Genomic DNA, 19971 nt, shown 5'->3' with positions numbered 1-19971 from the left:
CGATTGCTCAGCGCAGCAGGCAGCGAGCGGCTGCGGGCAAGGGATTGAAGCTGCGATCGCTCCTCGTCAGAGAGCGCCAACTCGACCTTCGGTCTGCCCATTCTCATCGCGGTATCTCCGGTTCCAACATACCTCAATGGTATGCACGATTAATGCCAGAAAATAACGGGACGGGACACTAGCCGCACCGCCAGCCCTTTTGATCCGGCGGACGGATCGCTGCCGACTCAGGACTGCAGCGTGGTCGCCAGCGTGATTTCCGGCACGCTGGCCAGCGCCTTGGACAGTGGGCAGTTGGCCTTGGCGTCGGCCGCGATCTTCTGGAACTGCGCCTCGTCCAGGCCCGGCACCTTGGCCGTCAGCGTGAGCGCGATGCGGTCGATCTTGAAGCCCTCGCCCTCTTTCGCCAGGCGCACCTTGGCGGTGGTGTCGATGCTTTCCGTCGCAATGCCGGCCTTCTCGCAGGCGAAGGCAAATGCCATCGTGAAGCAGGCCGCGTGCGCCGCGCCCACGATTTCCTCCGGATTGGTGCCCTTGCGGTCATCGCCGAACCGGCTGCCGAAGCCGTAGGGGTGCTTGTTCAGCGCTCCGGTTTCGGTGCTGACCTGGCCCTGGCCTGTCTTGCCAGCGCCTTCCCAATGGACGGATGCGGATTTTTCGGACATGCGGTACTCCTTGCGTTGGAAAAACAAGGCGCCATCAGAGCACGCTTGAGCAAACCGGCAGGTGGGCCCATCGCGCCGTTGCCTGACGCGGTTTGTCCTACAGGGCCGGCGCGTTGGCGGAGATTCGCACCATGGCGATGGCATCGAACGGGCACCGCACGGCACAGAGCGCGCATCCGGTGCACCCCGGCGCATCGTCCAGCGTCGAACGTTTGGGCCCCCACGGCTGCGTGCCCTGCACCTGCAGCGACAGCACATGCGGCGGGCAGACCGCCACGCACCAGCCGCAACCCGTGCAACGGGCAGGATCGATCGCAGGCAGCGCTTTACGAGGAGCGTTCAAGGTCATGCAGTGAAGAAAGGACGAAGGGATGAGCGGTCGAATACTGCGCGAGGCACTGCGCAACTGCGTCGCCCACCAGGACTATGTTCTCGGGGGCAAGATCAATCTCGTGGAGCCCCCAGACCGGCTGGTGTTCAGCAATCTGGGGCAGTTCATTCCGGAGCCGCGCCCGCTGGCAGCGGCTTTGCACTTGTAGGCCCAGCCCCTGTGCATGCCCAAGGAAGCCGCCACCGCTGCTGGCGACTCCCCTTCGCGCATGCGCTGTACGGCCAGCATGCGCATTTCTTCCAACACATTGTGGGCCAGGGTGCGTCCGTCTCGTTTCATGCCGTCAATGAAAGCACCGATCGCCGCACTGCGCAAGAGAGTGTCCCATAAGTTACTGACTTATGAGTAACACCCATCCCGCTTACGCTGGCACCGGCTCCAGCACCGGCACGCCGCGCCGCTTGGCCACCGCGATCGGCGGGGCCCAGCGCGAACCCTGGGGCTTCTTGCTGGTCACCAGGGTGATCTCGGCGGGCTCGAAGACTTCCAGGTTGTGGGTGATGGGCGTGGTCAGCACGTATTGCGCCTGGGTAGAACGCAGGAAATGGCCGACCAGCTGGATGTTGCGCACGTCCAGGTGGGCGAAGGGCTCGTCGATGAACACGAAGCCGCCCGAGCCGCTTTCCTCGTCCTTGAGCAGGCCCACCAGCAGGATGAGCGACTTGATGACCTGCTGGCCGCCCGAGGCCTCGCCGTCGTTCATGCCGATGCTGCCCTTGCCGTCGAACGCGAAGTGCACCTTCAGGCCCGCCTGCGCGAGCACGGTGTCGTCGTTCTCCAGCAGCGGCAGGTCGGCGGCCACTTCCACGCCGGCCAGGGCGCCCAGCTCCTGGATGTTCTTGCGGTAGCGGCGCACGGTGCTGCGCAGCACCTCGATGTAGCTTTCGCGCGCGTTGTGCACGGCGGTGCCGGCCTGGGCATTCTTGGCCTGGTGGTCCGACAGGCTCAGGGTCTGCTCGCGCACGGTGGTCTCCATGCGGCGGTGGCGCTCTTCCACCGTGGCGTCCTGCTCCCAGGTGTTGTGCTCCAGTTCCTGCTCCACGGACTGCAGCCGCAGGCGCGCCTGGGTGTCGTTGACGTATTCGTCCACCAGAGACTCCAGCGTGTGCGGGGCGATCCAGCGCGGCGGAAAGCCGTGGCGCTGGCGCTGGCTCTGCGCGGCGGCGGCCACATGGCTGCGGCGGCGCGCGGTCCATTCCTGGGCGGCGCGGTCGCTGTCGCCGCGGGCCCGCTTGAGCTGCTGCTCCAGCCGCTGGTGCTCGTCGGCGAACGCGCGGTGGCGGTCGTGGGCGCGGGTGGCCTCGGTGTCCAGGCGCTGCCAGCGCTGGGCGGCGGCGATGCGCGCCTGCCTGGCGGCGGGCAGCACCTCGCGGGCCTGGGCGAACTCGTCGCTGCGGCGTGCCAGTTCTTCGGCGGCGCTGTGGCCTTCGAGCGCGCGGCGGGTGTCGGTGATCTGGCGCTTCAAGGCCAGCACGCGGTCCAGCACGGGCGCGAGCTGCGCGTCGATCTGGGCCGCGTCGCGCTCGGCGGCGTTGCGGCGCGCATGCACGGCGGCGGCGCCGAACTGGTGCTCGCGCGGCTCCACCCACATGGAGCGGGCGCCGCGCCCGTCGTGCATGTAGGCCTGCGGCGTGATCCAGGTGCCGCCCAGGCGCTTGCCCTCGCGCGGGTCGGCCACGCAGCGCAGCTGCTGCATCTGCTGCACCAGCCAGCGCGGCACGGGCGCGGTGAAGCGCACGTGTGACAGCAGCGTGCCGGGGTCGCCCTTGAGGGCCTTCTCGCCCGGCCCGACGAGGTAGTGGCGATAGCGCTCGCGCTCGCCGATTTCGTAGGCCTCGGCCAGGTCGGCCTCCTTGTCCAGCAGCACCACCCACCGGTGGCCGCGCAGCACGCCTTCGATGGCGGCACGCCATTCCTCGTCGGCCACCTCGACCACTTCGGCCACGAACTGGTGGCCGATGCCCTGGGCCACCAGGCGCTTTCGGAACTGCTGCACCTCGTGCGGCAGCGGCGGCAGGTGCTGGCCTTCCAGGGCCTTGAGCGCTTCCTGGGCGAGCTTGCGCCGCTGCTGCAGGGCCGAGCGCTCGTCCTGCGCCTCGGCCTCTTCGGCCTGCAGCCGGGCCAGGTGGGCCTGCAGCTCGTCGGCGTTGCTGCCCTTGTCCACCAGCGCCAGCAGTTCCTGCTCGCGCCTGGCGAGCTGCTCCAGCGGCGATTCGTGGCGCGTGGCATCGTCCAGCGCGGTGCGGGCCTCGTCGCGCTCGGCCAGCAGCCGGGTGGCGTCGGACTGGGCGCGGGCGCTTTCCTCGATCAGGGTGAGCAGGCGCTTGTTCTGCACGGCCTGGTCGGCCAGGGCGCTGCGGTGCTGGGTCTTTTGGCGGCGCAGTTCGCGCGCCTGCCTGGTGAGTCCTTCGCGCTCGCCGTGCCAGGCCAGCACGGGCAGCACCTCGGTGGCCAGGCGCTCGCGCTCGGCCACCTTGAACTGCCAGCTCTGGTAGCTGGCCACGCGGTTGTGCAGCTCGGCCAGCTGCGCGCGGCCGTGGTCCAGTTCGCGCTCGGCCTGGGCCATTTCGCGCACGAGCTGCTGCTGGTGCTCGCGGGCCTGGTCGTAGGCATCGAGCACCTGCTGGTCGCCGAACACGTCGAACACCAGGCGCAGCAGTTCGCGCGGGCTGAATTCGCACAGGCGGTCGGTCTGGCCCTGCTCCAGCGAGAGCACCCGGGCGATGGCGGGCGACAGGCCCGCCGCGCCCAGCACGCGGCCCCAGGCCTCCACGCCCATGAACCCGAGGTCTTTCTCGGGCGTGTCGCGCAGTTGCTCGATGCCCACGTCGCCGTCGAGCAGGCAGTAGCGGCGCTGCCAGTCGCCGCCGTTGCGGTCGATGCGGCAGGCCAGCGTGACCTGGTCGCTGTAGAGCAGGCGCCGGGCGAACGGGCGGCTGGAGGTCTGGCGCCCCTGGGCCCGGTTGTCCACCACGGCGCGCAGCCAGGCGGTCTGGGCGCCCGCGTGGCGCGCGTAGGTGCGGTAGTCGCGCGGGGCCGAGCAGCGCAGGCCCAGCAGCGTGCGCATGGCATCGAGCAGCGTGGTCTTTCCCGAGCCGTTGGGCCCGGCGATGGTGATGATGGACGCATCGAGCGGCAGGGACACGCGCTGGCAGTAGTCCCAATGGACGAGTTCGAGGGTTTGCAGATGGAACATGGGGGCGCGGGGTTCGTCGTCGGTCAGGCGGCGGGCGCCGGGGAGGGGTCGGTGGCGGGCGTTGCAGCGCCCGGCGTGGCGGCGGCAGCCTCGCTGCGCTCGCGCGCCAGCACATCGGCCAGGGCGCCGTCCAGGATGCGCGGGGCCATCACGTCGTAGTCGAGCAGCACATCCAGCAGCGGGCCTTCGGCGATCTCGTCCTGGCGGCGCAGGATGAAGCCGTGGCGCTCCAGCAGCTTGAGATTGGCATCGAGCCGCATCTTCTTGCCCAGCTGGTTGCCGTAGTCCTCCAGCAGGGTCTTGTACGACAGCACGGGGCTCACCAGCCGGGCGGACGGCAGCGGCTTGGCGCCGGGGAACATGTCGTTCTGGCCCTCGTCGGCCTGTTCCACGCGGCTGGTCTGGCGCTCGCGTTTGGGCAGCACGATCAGCGCCCACAGCACCACCAGCAGCGCCTGAGCGTCGCGCGGCAGGTCGAGGTTGTTGTTGGCGTTGACGCCGGCCTCCCCCAGCACGGCGGTCTGCGCGGGCGGCAGCAGGGCCACGCTCACGTGGTCGGCGTAGATGCTGTCCATGAAGCGCAGGCCCACCTGGGCCAGGCGCTGCTCGACCAGGGCGAAGAGTTCGGCATCGACCAGCGCGCGCTTGACGCGCGGGTGGCTGCGCGGCAGCCAGCGGCGCGTGAGGAGTTCGGCAATCAGCAGGGCGGCATCGTCCATGGGGGTCTTCAAAAGGTGTCGGGGCCGGGGGCCAGCGAGGGATTCGTGCCGGCGGGGGCGGCATCGGCAGGCACGGCAGCGGCGGCGTCGGCAATAGAGGCAATGGCGTCGGCAGGCACCATCCGGCCCTGGCTCAGCAGCTCCACCTGCGGGTGGTCGATGGCCTCGGTGGCGGCCTCCCACTGCACGCGCCACGGCAGGCGGGCCAGCGCGCCCGTGGCGCCGGGCAGCACGCCGGCCTGTGGGTCGCCCAGCAGGGGCAGCAACTGCGCCTTGTACGCCACCTGGGCATAGCGCGCATCGGCGGGCGTGGCGCCCAGCAGCGCCGCGGCCACGCCGTGCGGCACGGCGTCACCGGGCTCCAGCGACCAGGCCTGCAGCAGGGCCGACAGGTCGCCCAGCTCGTGCGGCAGGGCCACGGCGGTCAGGTTGCCGGCAGGCGCCGGCTGCGCGCCGGGCAGGTCTTCGGCCGGGCCGGCCACGGGGCGGTCGCGTTCGAACTCGGCCTCGGTCACGTCCAGCAGTTCGTGCGGCGCCAGGGCCGACAGGCCGGCCGGGGTGCCCAGGGCACCGTCCAGCAGCGCATGGGGCGCGCGCACGGTCCGCAGCCAGCGCTTCACGTCGGTGCTGGTGATGCCGGTGGTGCCCAGGGTCACGCGCTGGCGGTCCACCTGCTGCAGCGCGCGGTTGAACTGGCTGGCCATGGCCAGCAGCCGCGACTGGGCCTGCCCCAGGCCGCGCGCGGCGCGCTCCAGGGCGATGTGGCCGTGCGCGTGGCCGATGATGGCGGTGATGGCCTCGGAGGCACGGTCGATCAGCACCGCCGCGCGGTCGTAGCGCTGGCGCGCGGCCCTGAGGCGAAACTCCGACCCGCTGGCGATGGCATCGGCGAATTCGCCGTGCAGCCGCGTGAGCTGCGCCTGCAGCAGCTGCACCTGGCCCGCATCGAGCGCGCCGAGCTGGTTGGCGCCCACCACCTGGCCGAGCAGCGCGGCCAGTTCGCCGCCGTCCCCGCCGCCGTCGCTGGCCAGGGGTGCCAGCAGGCCGGCCACGCGCTGCGCGAGCGGCGGCAGCGCATAGGTGCGGGCGCTGTCGTCCCAGGCCAGCAGGCCCACGTCGCGAAAACGCTTGAGCACGGTGTCCAGCGCCTCGGGGCGCAGGGCATGGAAGATCTCGTCGATGCGCTCGCGCGACAGCGTGGCCTCGCCCTGGCGCGCCAACTGCAAAAAGGCCCACAGCCGCAGCTGCACCAGCGCCGCGGGGCCGTGGAACAGCCCGCTCAGCGCCTGGGTGACGGCCTGCTCGCGCGCGATGCGCCACAGCAGGGCCGAATCGCCGGCCGCATCGGCATCCCGGAAAAAGTCGAACAGCCCACCCTCGTTCTCCGCCCCCTGGGGCCACGGCGCCTCGGCCGCCAACACAGTGCTCTCCATGCCGTCCTGTTCAGTGTTCCGTCGTCATTCGAAGGCCAGTTGCGCCAGCGCGGCGACCGAGGCCGTCTCGGCCCGCAGCACGCGCGCGCCCAGGCTGGCCGGCGCGAAGCCATGGGCCAGCGCCAGGTCTTCCTCCTGGGCGGTGAGGCCGCCTTCGGGGCCGTGCAGCACCTGCACGCGGCCCGCGCTGCCAGCCGCCCCGCGCAGCGGGCGGGCGCCACCCTGCAGCGACAGCACGAGGCGCGCCAGGCTGCCGTCCGCAGTGTGGGCCTCGGCCGCCTGCGCGCGCAGCCAGTCGGCCAGGGCCAGCGGGGCATGCACCTCGGGCACGCGGTTGCGACCGCACTGCTCGCAGGCGGCGACGGCGATCGCCTGCCAGTGGGCCTGGCGCTTTTGCGCGCGCTCGCCCGACAGCTTCAGCACGCTGCGCGCGGTCGCCACCGGCTGGATGCTGGCCGCGCCCAGTTCGGCGGCCTTTTCCACGAGCCAGTCCATGCGCTCGTTGGCCGGCATGCCCACCACCAGGTGCACGGCACGCGCGGCCTCGCGCTCCACGGGGTCGTGCGCGCCGACCTCCACATCCACATCGGAGCGGCCCATGCGGGTGATGGTGGCGGCGTACTCGCCCCCGCGCCCGTCAAAGAGCGTGATCGCGTCGCCGGGCTGCAGGCGCAGCACCTGCACGTGGCGCGCAGCCGAAGGCGGCAGCGCCAGCGTGGCGCCGCCCGCCAGCGGCAAGGGGCAATGAAAACGGGGCATTTGCTACTATTTTTATAGCTATCCGCCCTAGTAAATAATGCGGCGGAAGCGGTTTTTAATCAGACTCTACCGAAGGCGTACCCGGTGGTTTCCTGGATCCCTTCGATCTCGTCCACCAGCCGCAGCAGCGGCGTCAGTTCACGGTAGCGGCCCGCGGTCGCACGGATGTAGCCGATGAAACGCGGCGTGTCCGCCAGGTACTTGGGCTTGCCGTCGCGCAGCGTGATCCGCGCGAAGATGCCGGCCACCTTCAGATGCCGCTGCAGGCCCATCCATTCGACCGCGCGGTAGAACTCGCCGAAGTCCGCGCCCCAGCCGCTGGCACTCGCCGCGCCGACCAATCCCGACTTTCGCGCTTTTTCCCAGTAACGCACGGTAATGTCGATGACGAAATCCTCATCCCAGCTGATGAACGCATCGCGCAGCAGGCTGGCTATGTCGTAGGTGACGGGCCCGTACACGGCGTCCTGAAAATCCAGCACCCCCAGCGGCCCGCCCGCTGCAGGGGCCATCAGGTTGCGCATCATGAAGTCGCGGTGCACGAACACGCTGGGGGCTTGCAGGTTGTGGGCCACCAGCACATCGAACGCCTTGGCGAGCGTGTCCTGCTGCGCCTCGGTCAGCGCCGCGCCGCGGTGGCGGGCCAGGTACCAGTCGGGGAAAAGCGCCAGCTCGCGCCGCAGCAGGGGCTCGTCGTAGGCCGGCAGCACGCCGGGGCGCGAGGCCTGCTGCCACTGCAGCAGCACGTCGGTGGCCTCGGCATACCAGGCGTGCGCCGCCTGGGGCGCTGCGGGGTCGAGCCGCTCGATGGCGGTCTGCGTGCCCAGATCGGACAGCAGGATGAAGCCGTGGGATTCATCCCAGGCGAGCACGTCGGGCACGTTCAGCCCGGCTTGGGCCATCAGTTGCTGCACGTGCACGAACGGGCGGCAGTCTTCCTTGTCCGGCGGGGCGTCCATCACGATGCGGCTCGTGCCGTCGGCGTCGTCAATGCGCAGGTAGCGGCGAAAGCTCGCGTCCGCCGAGGCGGGGCGCAGGCTGGCGGGCAGCAGCCCGTGCGCGGGTGCCAGCGGGGCCAGCCACGCCTCGAAAGCGGTGCGGCGGGAGGCGTCTGGCCAGGCGACGGCGGAAAAGGCGGCAGCGGCAGGGCCGGCCGGGGCCGGAAAGCCCGGGATGGGGGAAGGAGGGTGGCTCATGGATAATCCGATTTTACAAACCCGGCCTGCCCGGACCGGGTGGCCTGCGGTGCCTGCTCCGCGCCGCCGACCGGCTGATTCCATGGACATCCCTTCCTTGCCCGATCCGTTCCGACCGACGCCCCCCCTTCTGCCCGCCCGTCGCCGCGCTGCGGCCGGCCGTCTTTCGGCCCCGGCTTTCGAGCGCCGCGCGGTGGCCCGGCTCATCGCCTGGATGCTCTGCGGGGCACCGCTGGCAGCGCTCGCCCAGTCCGAGGCCGAGCCCGGCGCCCCCACCGTGCCCGAGGCGGCCCCCGCGCTGCGCGCGAGCCCGCTCCTGCAGGAGAAAATCCCCGAGGCCGTGCGCCCGCAGTTGCCCATCTTCGTGAAGGGCGACAGCGTCAGCGGCCAGCCGGACATCAACGCCATCGTCGAAGGCAATGCCGAACTGCGGCGCGGCGACACCATCATCCATGCCGACCGCCTCGAATACGGCGTGCCCGACGACCTCGCCAAGGCGCGCGGCCAGGTGCGCATCAACCGCGCCGGCAATGTGTACGAAGGCTCGGAACTGGAGCTGCGGATCGATGCGTTCTCGGGCTACTTCGATGCGGCCAACTACCGCTTCCTGATGAACGGCGCCCATGGCGTGGCCAGCCGCGTGGACTTCATCGACCGCGACCGCTCGGTGGTGCACGACGCCACCTACACCACCTGCCAGAAGAACGACGAAACCACATGGCAGCCGGACTGGGTGCTGCGCGCCAAGTCGATCCGCATCGACAACGAAGAGCAGGTGGGAACGGCCGACGGCGCGGTGCTGGAGTTCAAGGGCCTGCCGATCCTGCCGATCCCGCACATCACCTTTCCGCTGTCCGACCGCCGCAAGTCGGGCCTGCTGCCGCCCACGGTGGCCATCGACAACGTGAGCGGCGTGGAATACGCGCAGCCCTACTACTGGAACATCGCGCCCAACCGCGATGCGACCATCACGCCCACCGTCATGTCCAAGCGCGGCGTGAACCTGGGCGGCGAATTCCGTTACCTGGAGCCCACGTACCGCGGCGAGCTGCGCGGCGACTACATGCCCGGCGACAAGCTGCGCGACCGCGACCGCTGGGGCTACGGCCTCAAGCACAGCGGCACGCTCGACACCCCGGTGGGCGGCCTGAACCTCAACCTGGACGTGAGCCGGGTCAGCGACGACAACTACTGGCGCGACTTCACGCGCAACGTCACCGGCATCAACCAGCTCACCCAGCGGCTGCTGCCCGGCGACGCCACGCTCTCGTGGGGCAGAGACGACATGTCGCTCAGCCTGCGCACCCTCAAATGGCAGACGCTGCAGGACGTGAACGCACCCATCGTGCCGCCCTACGACCGCATGCCGCAACTGCGCTGGGGCTACAACCCCACCACGCTGCCCAACGGGTTCGACGCCAGCGTCGAGGCCGATTACACGAGCTTTCACGCCGACCGGACCCTCACCGGCCAGCCCAACGCCAAACGCAGCTATGCCATAGCGCAGATCAGCCGGCCGTTCCTGGCACCGGCCGGCTTCATCACGCCCCGCGTGCAGTTGCACGCGACGCAATACCAGTTCGACAGCCCGCTGGCCAACGGCCAGCGCAGCGCGCAGCGCACGTTGCCCACCTTCAGCCTGGACAGCGGCCTGGTGTTCGAGCGCGACGCGCGCTACTTCGGCCGCAACTTCCTGCAGACGCTGGAGCCGCGCGCCTTCTACACCTACACGCCCTACCGCGACCAGAGCCTGCTGCCGGTGTACGACACCGCGGCCAACGACTTCAACTTCGCCACCATCTACACCGAAAACGGCTACGGCGGCAACGACCGGCTGGCCGACAACAACCTGCTCACGCTGGGCGTGACGACGCGGCTGCTGGACCCGGACAACGGCGCCGAGGCCGCGCGCTTCGGCATCGCGCAGCGGGTGCGGTTTTCCGACCAGAAGGTCGTGCTGCCGGGGGAATCCACCGTCAGCGAGCGGCTGTCGGACGTTCTCTTGGGCGCCGGACTGAACTGGACGCAGCAGTGGGGCTTCGACTCCACCGTGCAATACAACCCCAAGACCGGCCGCTCCATCCGCTCCACCGTGGGCGCGCGCTACAACCCCAGCAGCTACCGCGTCATCAGCGCCGCCTACCGCCTGCAGCGCGGCACCAGCGAGCAGATCGACGTCGGCTGGCAATGGCCCATCAACGACCTGTGGGGCGACAAGGGCCAGGACCTGGGCCCCGGCCGCGGGCAGGGCGGTGGCCGCTGGTACACCGTGGGCCGCCTGAACTACAGCATGCAGGACCGCAAGCTGGTCGATACCGTGGTGGGCTTCGAGTACGACAGTTGCTGCTGGATCGGCCGCGTGGTGCTGGAGCGCCTGCAAAGCAGCGTGACCACGGCCAACACGCGCCTGCTGTTTCAGATCGAGTTCGTGGGCTTTTCCCGTCTGTCGCTCGGCTCCAACCCCCTCACCAGCCTGAAGCAGAACATTCCGCGCTATCAGTACTTGCGCGAGCAGACCAGCACGCCCAGCCGCTTCACCAATTACGACTAACCCGACACCTGCCATCACATGAACCATCGCGCTTTCACCCTGGGCCTGGTGTGCCTGGCCACCCTGGCCTCTCTCGCGCCCGCAGGCGCCTGCGCGCAAGGACTGCGCGCTTCGGGCGCCGCCAGCGGCACCGGCCTGTCCTCGCGCGCGATCTCGCCCGTCACCGTGCCCGAACCCCGCACCGGCGGTGAACGCAGCGGCATTCGCCAGGCCGACTACATCGTGGCCGTGGTCAACACCGCGCCCATCACCAACAACGAGGTTCAGGCCCGCGTGGCCCGCATCGAGCAGCAGTTGGCCACACAAGGCGGCGAGCGTCCGCCCCGCGACGTGGTGGCGCGCGAAGTGCTCGAGCGCGTGATCAACGAAAAGATCCAGGTGCAGATGGCCAACGAGAGTGGCATCAAGGTGGACGACATCGCCGTCTCCCAGGCCGAGCAGTCCGTCGCCCGCCAGAACAACGTGAGCCTGGAGGAAATGCAACGCCGGCTCGCCATCGACGGCATCAGCAAGGAACGCTTTCGCGACGAACTGCGCAACCAGCTGCTGGTGCAGCGGCTGCGCGAACGGGACGTCGAAGCCCGTGTGCGCGTGAGCGACCTCGAAGTGGACCAATACCTGCAGGAGCAGAAATCCACCGCCGACGCGTCGAAGGTGGAACTGAACCTCGGCCACATCCTGGTGCTGGTGCCCGAAAACGCCAGCCCGGACGTCGTGGAGCAGCGCCGCCTTCGCGCGCAGCAGGCCGCGGACAAGGTCCGTGCCGGCGACGATTTCGGGCAGGTGGCGCGCGACTTCTCCGACGCCGCCGAAGCCGCCACCGGCGGATTGCTGGGCCTGCGTCCGGCCGACCGCTACCCCGAACTGTTCGTGCGTTCGACCCAGCAGACGCCCGTGGGCGGCATCGTCGGCCCCTTGCGCTCGCCCGCCGGTTTCCACGTGCTGAAGGTGGTGGAGAAAACCAATGCCGCAGCGCCCACCGTGGCAGTGCAGACCCATGCGCGCCACATTCTGCTGCGCGCCACCCCCCAACTGTCCGAAACCGCCGCAGCGGCACGGCTGGCCGACTACCGCCGCCGCATCCTGGCGGGCCAGGCCGACTTCGCCACGCTGGCAAAAGAGAGTTCGCAGGACGGCAGCTCCAAGCAGGGCGGCGACCTGGGCTGGGCCAGCCCAGGTCGCTACGTGCCCGAGTTCGAGGAAGCGCTCAATGCGCTCAAGCCCGGCGAGATCAGCGAGCCCGTGGTGTCGCGCTTCGGCGTGCACCTGATCCAGCTGCTGGAGCGCCGCGAAGCCAAGCTCACCCAGCGCGAGCAACGCGACATGGTGCGCGACGTGGTGCGCGAAAAGAAGCTGGACGAGGCCTACACCACCTGGGCGCAGGAAGCACGGGCGCGTGCCTACGTGGAATACCGCGATCCTCCGCAATGACGAATCGCTTTCCCGCCGGCCTTCGCCTCGCAGCGCCATGAAGCACATTCCGCGCAAACGCTTCGGCCAGCATTTCCTGTCGGACCACGGAATCATCGATGCCATCGTTCAGGCCATCGGCCCCGAACCCGGCCAGCCGATGGTCGAGATCGGGCCAGGCCTGGCAGCGCTGACGCAGCCGCTGGTCGAGCGCCTGGGGCGCCTCACCGTGATCGAGCTGGACCGCGATCTTGCAGCCCGCCTTCGCCTGCACGGCCAGCTGGACGTGATCGAATCCGATGTGCTGAAGGTGGACTTCGCCCAGGTCGCCCAGTCGCTGGGCGTGCCCAAGGTTCGGGTGGTCGGCAACCTGCCCTACAACATCTCCACGCCCATCCTGTTTCACCTTCTGGAGCAGGTGCATGTCATCGAAGACCAGCACTTCATGCTGCAAAAGGAAGTGATCGACCGCATGGTGGCGAGCCCCTCCACGGGTGACTACGGCCGGCTGTCGGTGATGCTGCAGTGGCGCTACGCGATGGAGGACGTGCTGTTCGTGCCGCCGGAGAGTTTCGACCCGCCACCGCGCGTGGACAGCGCCGTCGTGCGCATGGTGCCCCATGCAGCCCCGCCACAGCTGTCGCCGGCACTGCTGTCGGAACTGGTGCAGGTGGCCTTCAGCCAGCGCCGCAAGCTGTTGCGGCACACGCTGGGCCGTTGGCTGGAAGAACGTGCCTTTGCAGGTGCCTTCGACACCCAGCGCCGGGCCGAGGAAGTGCCTGTGCACGAATACGTGGCCCTGGCACAGTCGCTGCAGCCTGCCTGAGCGCAGGCGGAGCGGCAAGAAGGCTGCGGCCTGCTGGGTCGCGCGGGGCCACCAAGCGTGGCAACCCCGCAGAGGCCATGGGCGATGCCATGCCCTCAAAGGAATTCATGCGTTGCACGCGGGCCACTGGCCCACGATGCAACGTGCAGTCGCCTGAGATCAGGCGGCTGCGAGCCAATACCCCGCGTTGAAGGGGCTGCTCATGCGCAGCGCCAGGGGCGATACGTCAACGAGCTTGTCGGTCGGCATTTTCTCCGCGGAAGGGTCCACGGCGATTTCGATGGGCTGCGCGGCGGCGGTTTCTTTAGCCTCTTTCGCCCGTTCTGCCTGGCTGGTGGATGCAGAACGGGCTACAGAAAAGAATAGAAACACCGGAACGGTATCTTTCGATCGCTCCAGTAGTCTGCCGCTTCCCGGAAGATGTCGAGCAGTTGCTCGCGTGCTTCCTTGTCGAACTTCACCGTGGTCGGAATTTGCTCCAGCACGACGATGAAGCCCGGTTGCGGGCCCGATTTATGCAATGGGTCCGTCATGCAGTCGTACAGCGCATCGAAATTCTTTCCGAAGTGCGCCGGGAACATGAACTGGCCTGCGATCAGGTCCAGCACGTCCTGCTTGGTTTGTGCGTGTGCAAGGTTGGCGTACAGGAAGTGTTGGCCGAGCGCCTTGGCCGACTCTTGCAGGTCTTGCACGCGAAAAGCGCGAATAGACTGCACGATGTTGGGGCGCACGCCACGCAATGGGTTTTCCTGATCGTTACGAAGTGGCATTTCCATCTCCGCTGCTCTTTCTTTATGTAGTCACCAATGAGGAATATCCGGAAGTTCGGTCCAGCGGCCTGCCACAAAGGCAAAGGGCCGACAGGCGGGCAACCGATCGCGGCAATGCCGGCGAGCGCTTTTGGCGTCCGGCGTCATTCAACAATTTTTCGAAAGCTCGCGTAGTGGTCGCCGGTGTAGTAGCAGGCATCTGGCACGCGGGGCACTCCGCCGCACACGATGCGCCGGGCACCACGGTTCTTCGCACCCGGAGTTCTGACGGTGTACTCACGGTAATAACCCCGTTTTTCAAGGGGCAGAATCCGCTCGCGATTACCGAACACCGAACCATCCTTGTCGTAAGGAAAGGGACCACCTTCGCGGATGAGTCCGTAAGTCGCCCGCCCTTGCGGGGGCAACTCGGCCAATGCGATGGTGGTCACTCCGTCGAAAGACGGGGGTTTTCGGGCCTGTCCCGTGGTCGGGACCAGAACGAACGCGGCACCCAAAACGCACGCAAGACCTGTCTTGTACGCCTGGATGGCGATAGCCTTCAGCATTAACTACACCTTTCAGAAACTACGGGTTTACCCGAAATTTCGAGCCGTTAGTTTGACTTAATCGCCCCCAAAAAGCAAGCGCCTGCCCAATAAATGGGCAGGCGCTGGCAAGGTCAAACGCGTCTAAAAGTTAGCGCTCGCTATGGTACGAAAGCTCTAGCGTGAGGCATTTGCATCGGCAACGGTCAAAGCGGTCATATTGACGATGCGGCGCACGGTGGCGCTGGCTGTCAGGATGTGCACCGGTTCCGCTGCGCCCAGCAGCACGGGACCGATGGCGATGCCCCCGCCGGCAGCCGTCTTGAGCAGGTTGTACGAGATATTGGCGGCGTCGATGTTGGGCAGCACCAGCAGATTGGCGCTGCCAGCCAGCGTGCTGTGGGGCATGACCGCCGCACGCTGGGCCGCGTCCAGCGCCACGTCGCCATGCATTTCGCCGTCCACTTCGAGCCATGGCGCCTGGATGCGCAGCAGATCGAGGGTCTGGCGCATCTTGACCGCGCTCGGCTGGTTGCTGCTGCCGAAGTTGGAATGCGACAGCAGGGCGGCCTTCGGCTTGATGCCGAAGCGCATCATCTCTTCGGCCGCCATGACCGTGATCTCGGCCAGCTGCTCGGCCGTCGGGTCGTAGTTGACGTGCGTGTCCACCAGGAACACCTGGCGGTCGGGCAACAGCAGGCCGTTCATGCAGGCGTAGGTATTGACGCCCGCGCGCTTGCCGATCACCTGGTCGATGTAGTTCAGGTGCAGGGCCGTGTGGCCCCAGGTCCCGACGATCAGGCCATCGACCTCGCCCTTGTGCAGCAGCATGGCGCCGATGAGCGCCAGCCGGCGGCGCATTTCGATCTTCGCGATCGGCACCGTGATGCCCTTGCGCTCGGTCATGCGGTGGTAGGTCTGCCAGAAATCGCGGTAGCGGTGATCGTTCTCGACGTTCACCACGTCGTAATCCACGCCTTCCTTCAGGCGCAGGCCGAATTTCTCGATGCGCTGCGCAATGATGGACGGGCGCCCGATGAGCGTGGGCCGTGCGATCTTCTCGTCCACCACGATCTGCGTGGCCCGCAGCACGCGCTCTTCTTCGCCTTCGGCATAGGCCACGCGCTTCTTCGCAGCCGCCTTGGCCGCCGTGAAGATGGGCTTCATGGTCGTGCCGGAGGCATACACGAAGGTCTGCAGATGGTCGCGGTAGGCGTCCATGTCGGTGATCGGGCGCAGGGCCACGCCGCTGTCGGCGGCTGCCTGGGCGACTGCGGGTGCGATCTTCATCATCAGCCGCGGATCGAACGGCTTCGGAATGAGGTACTCGGGTCCGAACGCAAGCTGCTCGCCCACGTAGGCGGCCGCTACCACTTCGCTCTGCTCGGCCTGGGCCAGTTCGGCGATGGCGTGGACGGCGGCGATCTCCATCTCCAGCGTGATCGTGGTCGCGCCGCTGTCCAGCGCACCGCGGAAGATGTAGGGGAAGCACAGGACGTTGTTGACCTGGTTCGGATAGTCCGTGCGGCCGGTGGCGATGATCGCGTCGTCGCGCACGGCCTTCACGTCTTCCGGCGAAATTTCGGGGTTGGGATTGGCCAGGGCCAGGATCAGCGGCTTGGCCGCCATCTTGCGAACCATGTCCTGCTTGAGCACGCCGCCGACCGACAGGCCCAGGAACACGTCGGCATCCTGGATCGCTTCGGACAGGGTGCGATGCGCGGTGGGTTGGGCGAACTGGGACTTGTCCTCGTCCATCAGCTCGGTACGGCCTTCGTAGACCACGCCGGCGAGGTCGGTCACCCAGATGTTCTCGCGCGGAATGCCGAGCTTGACCAGCAGGCCCAGGCAGGCCAGGGCGGCAGCGCCGGCACCGGAGGTGACGAGCTTGATCTTCTGCAGGTCCTTGCCCACTACCTTGATGCCGTTGAGGATGGCGGCCCCGACGACGATGGCCGTGCCGTGCTGGTCGTCATGGAAGACCGGAATGTTCATGCGCTCGCGCAGCTTGCGCTCGACGTAGAAGCAGTCGGGAGCCTTGATGTCTTCCAGGTTGATGCCGCCGAAGGTGGGCTCCAGCGAGGCGATGATCTCGACCAGCTTCTCAGGGTCCTTCTCGTTGATTTCGATGTCGAACACATCGATGCCCGAGAACTTCTTGAACAGAACGGCCTTGCCTTCCATGACCGGCTTGCCGGCCAGCGGGCCGATATCGCCCAAGCCCAGCACGGCGGTGCCGTTGGTGACCACGCCCACGAGATTGCCGCGGCTGGTGTACTTGAACGCAGCGTTGGGGTCTTTGACGATTTCCTCGCAGGGTGCAGCGACACCGGGCGAGTAGGCCAGGGCCAGGTCATGCTGGTTGACCATCTGCTTGGTGGCCGCGATCGCGATCTTGCCGGGCTTGGGAAACTCGTGGTATTCGAGGGCGGCACGCCGCAGCAAGGCACGTTTGTCGGGCGTCGGGTTCACCGGTGGGGTCTCGGACATCAAGGTCTCCAGCTCTGGGGAAAAGTGCCAGGCCGCGCCACCAGGGCGCTTCGGGGCGGTTCTAGGTTCTTAGGGGTGTGCGATTGTAGTCAGCCCGCCGTATAAACCCTGGTACGCAATTGTGCTTAATGCGGGCGAAACACCCGTGACAGAAAGAGGCCTGAAAGCCGCAAGGAAACGGCCCTCGACTCAGAGCACATTACCGCCGAATGCAAGAGAACGCCACAGCCCGGTTGCGGCCCTGCATTTTGGCCGCGTACAAGGCCTGATCGGCGCATTCGAGCAGAGACATCCCGGCGCCGGCATCTTCGGGGAACACCGCGGCGCCGCACGACAACGTGGCGGAGATCAACCGGCCGCCGCTGCGCACCTGGAGGACTTCGAACGCCGCGCGCAAGGCCTCTGCACGCTCCAGCGCGACCGTGGCGGGCGCCTCGGGCAACACGAGCAAGAACTCTTCGCCGCCATGCCGGCAGGCGACATCCTGCGCACGCACATGGCGCAGCAGAAGCTGGGCCAGCGTCTGCAGGACGGCATCGCCCGCCGCATGGCCATGGGCGTCGTTGACGTGCTTGAAGTGGTCGATGTCGATCATCAGCAGCGACAAGGGCTGGCCGGTTTCGCGGCAGCGCTGCAGGCAGGGGCCGAGCACGGCGTCGAGGTGGCGGTGGTTGAAAAGGCCCGTCAGCGGGTCGCGCACGGCCTGCTCCTTCAACTGGCCCTGCAGCGTGCGGATTTCATCGAACTGCTCGCGAAGCCGGCCATGGTTGCGGTGCTGCTCCATCGCGCGGGCATAGCCATCGTGCGCAAACGCGACGAAATAGAAAGTCAGCACCACGATGCACAGCCAGGTCGTGAGCAGATCGGTCTCGGGATGCAGCGGCATGCCCAGCGCAAGGCCGGCGGCCACCCCGCTGCCCATGGCGCACAGCAGCCGCAACAACCCTCCGTAGCCATAGAACACGACCAGGTTGATGCAATTGCTGCTGAAGAGCGTGAAGGTGATCCAGATCGGCAACCCGAGCCCTGCGGCCCACAGGCCGCCGAGGATGGCATCCACCAGCAGGTTCTGCATCTCGGCCTGGCGCTGGTTGGGGGCCCGCCGGGCACGCCAGTACACGCACTGGGGATAGACCAGAAACTGCAGGGCCAGCAGCGCCCAGGCCCCCATGCCGGCTTCGATGGCTCGCAGATGGGCCGCGAACGCCAGAAACAGCAGTCCGTAGAAAAACGTCCGATTGCGGCGGTTCATCCGCACCAGCCAGTGCGCGCCGGCAGGGCGGGAGTCCGAAGAAGAAGGTGTCATCGAAAGGAAGGCGGCGCAGATTCGCGAACGACTGCAGCAGTTGATCGCAAACAACGTCGCACCCTCTGCGACCGCCCGGCACCGGCTCAGCCGACGGGCACCACCGCGCCATGCTTCGTTACCCCATCACGGCACGAAAGCCCGGCTGCACCGGTGCGTTATGGAATCACCAGGCCGGCGACACAGACAGCGCCAGTCAGATCGGATCGAGCGGAAACACCGGCCGCCGCACGTTCTTGAAGGGAAACAGCGCGTAATTGGAACTCGTGACACCGGTCGGACTGTCGCATTCCACCAGTGCCTGCGACAACGGTACGAACACAGGACGGCAGTACATGCGCGACTTGAGCAGCACGAAGCGGTGCTCCGTCGGGTCGAGCCCCACGCAGGAGAACACGCCCAGGTCCCAGGGCTCGTGCGTCTTCTCGGTCACCACGATTTGGGCATGGCCGATGTCGAACAGCACGGTGCGGCCCATGGCGCAGCGCTGGCCGGTGTAGATGGGGCCGGTGACGGTGTATTCGCCATCGCTGACGGCCAGCACCGCACCTTCCAGCGCCACAGGCGTCTTGGCCACATTGAGCTGCGTGAGCGGCACCTTGTTGCCCAGCCGCACCGTGAGGCGCGCGCCCACGCCGGCAGCAGCCAGTTCGGCCACCGTCATGCGCACGCTGCCGGGGATCACGTTGCGCGAGCTGGGAAACACCTCCAGCACGCCGACCGTGCCGCGCGCATGCGGTGCGTGGTTAAGAACGTGTTCACGATCTCCTGAGCAGCAGAGCGAGGAAAGCCAGATGTACGAACTGCAGGCTGGTATTGAGCAGCCGCTCGCAGTTCTTCCACAGCCGCCTGTTCTTCTCCAGCCAGGCAAAGCTGCGCTCGACGATCCAGCGCTTGGGCATGACTTTGAACGTGTGCAGTTCGCTGCGCTTGGCGATCTGCACTGTCACATGCCCACCCAGGATTTCCTGCACACCTTGCGCGAAGGGCTGGCCAACATAGCCGCTATCGGCGAGCAGGCTTTGCACCCGGCTCAGTGTGGGTTTGCAGCGCGTGAGCGCCAGCAGTGCTCCCTTGCGATCCGTCACCTCGGCCGTCGTCACCGCCACCGCGTGCGGCAGCCCTTGCGTATCCACCGCGATGTGGCGCTCGATGCCCGAGACCTTCTTGCCTGCGTCATAGCCCTTCAAGGCCGCCGTGTCAGTGTTCTTCACACTCTGCGCGTCGATGATCAAGAACGCGCTTGAGGCGTTTCGCCCCAGTCTCCCACGGGCCGCGCCAACCTGATTTTTTTAAAGCCTGCTCAAGCAGGCTAACGCCCTGATCATCGGGCAGGCTCCACTTGGCGAAGTACGAATGCACGGTGCGCCACTTGGGAAGATCGCTGGGCAGTGCCCTGCATTGGCACCCTGTGCGCAGCAGATACAGCACCGCGCACCACACCTCGTACAAGTCAACGGTGCGTGGTTTGGTTTTCTTGCGCGCACTCTCCAGCATCGGCTTGATGATCTCGAATTGCTCGCGGCTCGTATCGCTGGGATATTTCTTGGTTCGCACCTCGTCATTGTCAGTGATCAGACAAAGATCGTGAACACGTTCTGAGCGTGAGCGTGAGCGTGAGCGTGAGCGTGAGCGTGAGCGTGAGCGTGAGCGTGAGCGTGAGCGTGAGCGTGAGCGTGAGCGTGAGCGTGAGCGTGAGCGTGAGCGTGAGCGTGAGCGTGAGCGTGAGCGT

Annotated in this window: 16 protein-coding genes and 2 pseudogenes; 4 read left to right on the top strand and 14 right to left on the bottom strand. The window is 67.5% G+C overall.

All coding sequences use genetic code 11. The features are described from left to right. Positions 1 to 227 precede the first annotated feature (227 nt). Together AVHM3334_RS22065 and AVHM3334_RS22060 are read right to left on the bottom strand one after the other, a co-directional pair. Positions 228 to 665: an OsmC family protein gene (locus tag AVHM3334_RS22065; RefSeq protein WP_284415615.1), complete on the bottom strand. Its 438-nt coding sequence runs from the start codon at positions 663 to 665 to the stop codon at positions 228 to 230. A gap of 97 nt (positions 666 to 762) precedes the next feature. Then, positions 763 to 1008: an ATP-binding protein gene (locus AVHM3334_RS22060; RefSeq protein ID WP_502869968.1), complete on the bottom strand. Its 246-nt coding sequence runs from the start codon at positions 1006 to 1008 to the stop codon at positions 763 to 765. A gap of 28 nt (positions 1009 to 1036) precedes the next feature. Between AVHM3334_RS22060 and AVHM3334_RS22055 the strand changes: the two genes are divergently transcribed. Then, complete coding sequence (locus AVHM3334_RS22055) at positions 1037 to 1204, top strand: hypothetical protein (protein WP_284415616.1); 168 nt, start codon at positions 1037 to 1039, stop codon at positions 1202 to 1204. Here AVHM3334_RS22055 and AVHM3334_RS22050 read toward each other — a convergent pair. From AVHM3334_RS22050 to AVHM3334_RS22025, 6 genes and pseudogenes are all read right to left on the bottom strand, one after another. Further along, a pseudogene (locus AVHM3334_RS22050) lies at positions 1171 to 1335 on the bottom strand (helix-turn-helix domain-containing protein); the annotation flags it as partial. The gene AVHM3334_RS22055 and the pseudogene AVHM3334_RS22050 overlap by 34 nt on opposite strands. An 82-nt stretch (positions 1336 to 1417) precedes the next feature. Next, the gene (locus AVHM3334_RS22045) at positions 1418 to 4252 is read right to left on the bottom strand and encodes an ATP-binding protein (RefSeq protein ID WP_284415613.1); all 2835 of its coding nucleotides are present in this window, start codon (positions 4250 to 4252) and stop codon (positions 1418 to 1420) included. Between the two features lie 23 nt (positions 4253 to 4275). Further along, positions 4276 to 4971: a hypothetical protein gene (locus AVHM3334_RS22040; RefSeq protein WP_284415612.1), complete on the bottom strand. Its 696-nt coding sequence runs from the start codon at positions 4969 to 4971 to the stop codon at positions 4276 to 4278. Positions 4972 to 4979: 8 nt separating this feature from the next. Beyond that, positions 4980 to 6404 (bottom strand): hypothetical protein, encoded by a 1425-nt coding sequence (locus AVHM3334_RS22035; RefSeq protein WP_284415611.1) that lies wholly within the window; start codon positions 6402 to 6404, stop codon positions 4980 to 4982. A 24-nt stretch (positions 6405 to 6428) separates the two neighbouring features. Continuing rightward, positions 6429 to 7163 carry a 16S rRNA (uracil(1498)-N(3))-methyltransferase gene (locus tag AVHM3334_RS22030; RefSeq protein ID WP_284415610.1) on the bottom strand — a complete coding sequence of 245 codons (735 nt, stop codon included), beginning with the start codon at positions 7161 to 7163 and terminating at the stop codon, positions 6429 to 6431. A gap of 59 nt (positions 7164 to 7222) precedes the next feature. Continuing rightward, on the bottom strand, positions 7223 to 8359 hold the full coding sequence (locus tag AVHM3334_RS22025; protein ID WP_284415609.1) for an aminoglycoside phosphotransferase family protein: 1137 nt from the start codon (positions 8357 to 8359) through the stop codon (positions 7223 to 7225). Between the two features lie 82 nt (positions 8360 to 8441). Here AVHM3334_RS22025 and AVHM3334_RS22020 point away from each other — a divergent pair, with 82 nt between their 5' ends. The 3 genes from AVHM3334_RS22020 to rsmA are packed head-to-tail and all read left to right on the top strand — an operon-like array spanning position 8442 to position 13146. Continuing rightward, complete coding sequence (locus tag AVHM3334_RS22020; RefSeq protein WP_284415608.1) at positions 8442 to 10910, top strand: LPS-assembly protein LptD; 2469 nt, start codon at positions 8442 to 8444, stop codon at positions 10908 to 10910. An 18-nt stretch (positions 10911 to 10928) separates the two neighbouring features. Continuing rightward, on the top strand, positions 10929 to 12341 hold the full coding sequence (locus AVHM3334_RS22015; protein ID WP_284415607.1) for a peptidylprolyl isomerase: 1413 nt from the start codon (positions 10929 to 10931) through the stop codon (positions 12339 to 12341). Positions 12342 to 12378: 37 nt separating this feature from the next. Next, entirely contained in the window at positions 12379 to 13146 is a 768-nt protein-coding gene (rsmA, locus tag AVHM3334_RS22010) for a 16S rRNA (adenine(1518)-N(6)/adenine(1519)-N(6))-dimethyltransferase RsmA (protein ID WP_284415606.1), read from the top strand. A 350-nt stretch (positions 13147 to 13496) separates the two neighbouring features. Here rsmA and AVHM3334_RS22005 read toward each other — a convergent pair whose 3' ends face one another. From AVHM3334_RS22005 to AVHM3334_RS21980, 6 genes and pseudogenes are all read right to left on the bottom strand, one after another. Then, complete coding sequence (locus tag AVHM3334_RS22005) at positions 13497 to 13922, bottom strand: barstar family protein (protein WP_092742419.1); 426 nt, start codon at positions 13920 to 13922, stop codon at positions 13497 to 13499. A gap of 137 nt (positions 13923 to 14059) precedes the next feature. Further along, positions 14060 to 14464, bottom strand: a complete 405-nt coding sequence (locus tag AVHM3334_RS22000) for a guanyl-specific ribonuclease (RefSeq protein WP_284415605.1) — start codon at positions 14462 to 14464, stop codon at positions 14060 to 14062. Positions 14465 to 14620: 156 nt separating this feature from the next. Then, complete coding sequence (locus AVHM3334_RS21995; RefSeq protein ID WP_284415604.1) at positions 14621 to 16933, bottom strand: NADP-dependent malic enzyme; 2313 nt, start codon at positions 16931 to 16933, stop codon at positions 14621 to 14623. A gap of 199 nt (positions 16934 to 17132) precedes the next feature. Beyond that, positions 17133 to 18239: a sensor domain-containing diguanylate cyclase gene (locus AVHM3334_RS21990; RefSeq protein ID WP_284415603.1), complete on the bottom strand. Its 1107-nt coding sequence runs from the start codon at positions 18237 to 18239 to the stop codon at positions 17133 to 17135. Positions 18240 to 18435: 196 nt separating this feature from the next. Next, positions 18436 to 18897 (bottom strand): annotated as a pseudogene (locus AVHM3334_RS21985) (MlrC C-terminal domain-containing protein); the annotation flags it as partial. A gap of 100 nt (positions 18898 to 18997) precedes the next feature. Beyond that, a protein-coding gene (locus AVHM3334_RS21980) for an IS5 family transposase (RefSeq protein WP_502869969.1) occupies positions 18998 to 19736 on the bottom strand; the annotation gives its coding sequence in 2 pieces (ribosomal slippage) (positions 18998 to 19522 and positions 19524 to 19736; 738 coding nt in all). Between the last annotated feature and the right edge of the window lie 235 nt (positions 19737 to 19971).

It is taken from the genome of Acidovorax sp. SUPP3334 (assembly GCF_030159055.1).
Lineage (GTDB): Bacteria > Pseudomonadota > Gammaproteobacteria > Burkholderiales > Burkholderiaceae_C > Paracidovorax.
The sequence above is the reverse complement of the archived record's forward strand: the minus strand, read 5'-3'. Positions and strand labels throughout refer to the sequence as shown.

Excerpts from the sequence above, each read along its gene's own strand:
- AVHM3334_RS22065 (WP_284415615.1), bottom strand. The coding sequence starts at position 665 with ATGTCCGAAAAATCCGCATCCGTCCATTGGGAAGGCGCTGGCAAGACA.
- AVHM3334_RS22055 (WP_284415616.1), top strand. The coding sequence starts at position 1,037 with ATGAGCGGTCGAATACTGCGCGAGGCACTGCGCAACTGCGTCGCCCAC.
- AVHM3334_RS22045 (WP_284415613.1), bottom strand. The coding sequence starts at position 4,252 with ATGTTCCATCTGCAAACCCTCGAACTCGTCCATTGGGACTACTGCCAG.
- AVHM3334_RS22040 (WP_284415612.1), bottom strand. The coding sequence starts at position 4,971 with ATGGACGATGCCGCCCTGCTGATTGCCGAACTCCTCACGCGCCGCTGG.
- AVHM3334_RS22035 (WP_284415611.1), bottom strand. The coding sequence starts at position 6,404 with ATGGAGAGCACTGTGTTGGCGGCCGAGGCGCCGTGGCCCCAGGGGGCG.
- AVHM3334_RS22030 (WP_284415610.1), bottom strand. The coding sequence starts at position 7,163 with ATGCCCCGTTTTCATTGCCCCTTGCCGCTGGCGGGCGGCGCCACGCTG.
- AVHM3334_RS22025 (WP_284415609.1), bottom strand. The coding sequence starts at position 8,359 with ATGAGCCACCCTCCTTCCCCCATCCCGGGCTTTCCGGCCCCGGCCGGC.
- AVHM3334_RS22020 (WP_284415608.1), top strand. The coding sequence starts at position 8,442 with ATGGACATCCCTTCCTTGCCCGATCCGTTCCGACCGACGCCCCCCCTT.
- AVHM3334_RS22015 (WP_284415607.1), top strand. The coding sequence starts at position 10,929 with ATGAACCATCGCGCTTTCACCCTGGGCCTGGTGTGCCTGGCCACCCTG.
- rsmA (WP_284415606.1), top strand. The coding sequence starts at position 12,379 with ATGAAGCACATTCCGCGCAAACGCTTCGGCCAGCATTTCCTGTCGGAC.
- AVHM3334_RS22005 (WP_092742419.1), bottom strand. The coding sequence starts at position 13,922 with ATGGAAATGCCACTTCGTAACGATCAGGAAAACCCATTGCGTGGCGTG.
- AVHM3334_RS22000 (WP_284415605.1), bottom strand. The coding sequence starts at position 14,464 with ATGCTGAAGGCTATCGCCATCCAGGCGTACAAGACAGGTCTTGCGTGC.
- AVHM3334_RS21995 (WP_284415604.1), bottom strand. The coding sequence starts at position 16,933 with ATGTCCGAGACCCCACCGGTGAACCCGACGCCCGACAAACGTGCCTTG.
- AVHM3334_RS21990 (WP_284415603.1), bottom strand. The coding sequence starts at position 18,239 with ATGACACCTTCTTCTTCGGACTCCCGCCCTGCCGGCGCGCACTGGCTG.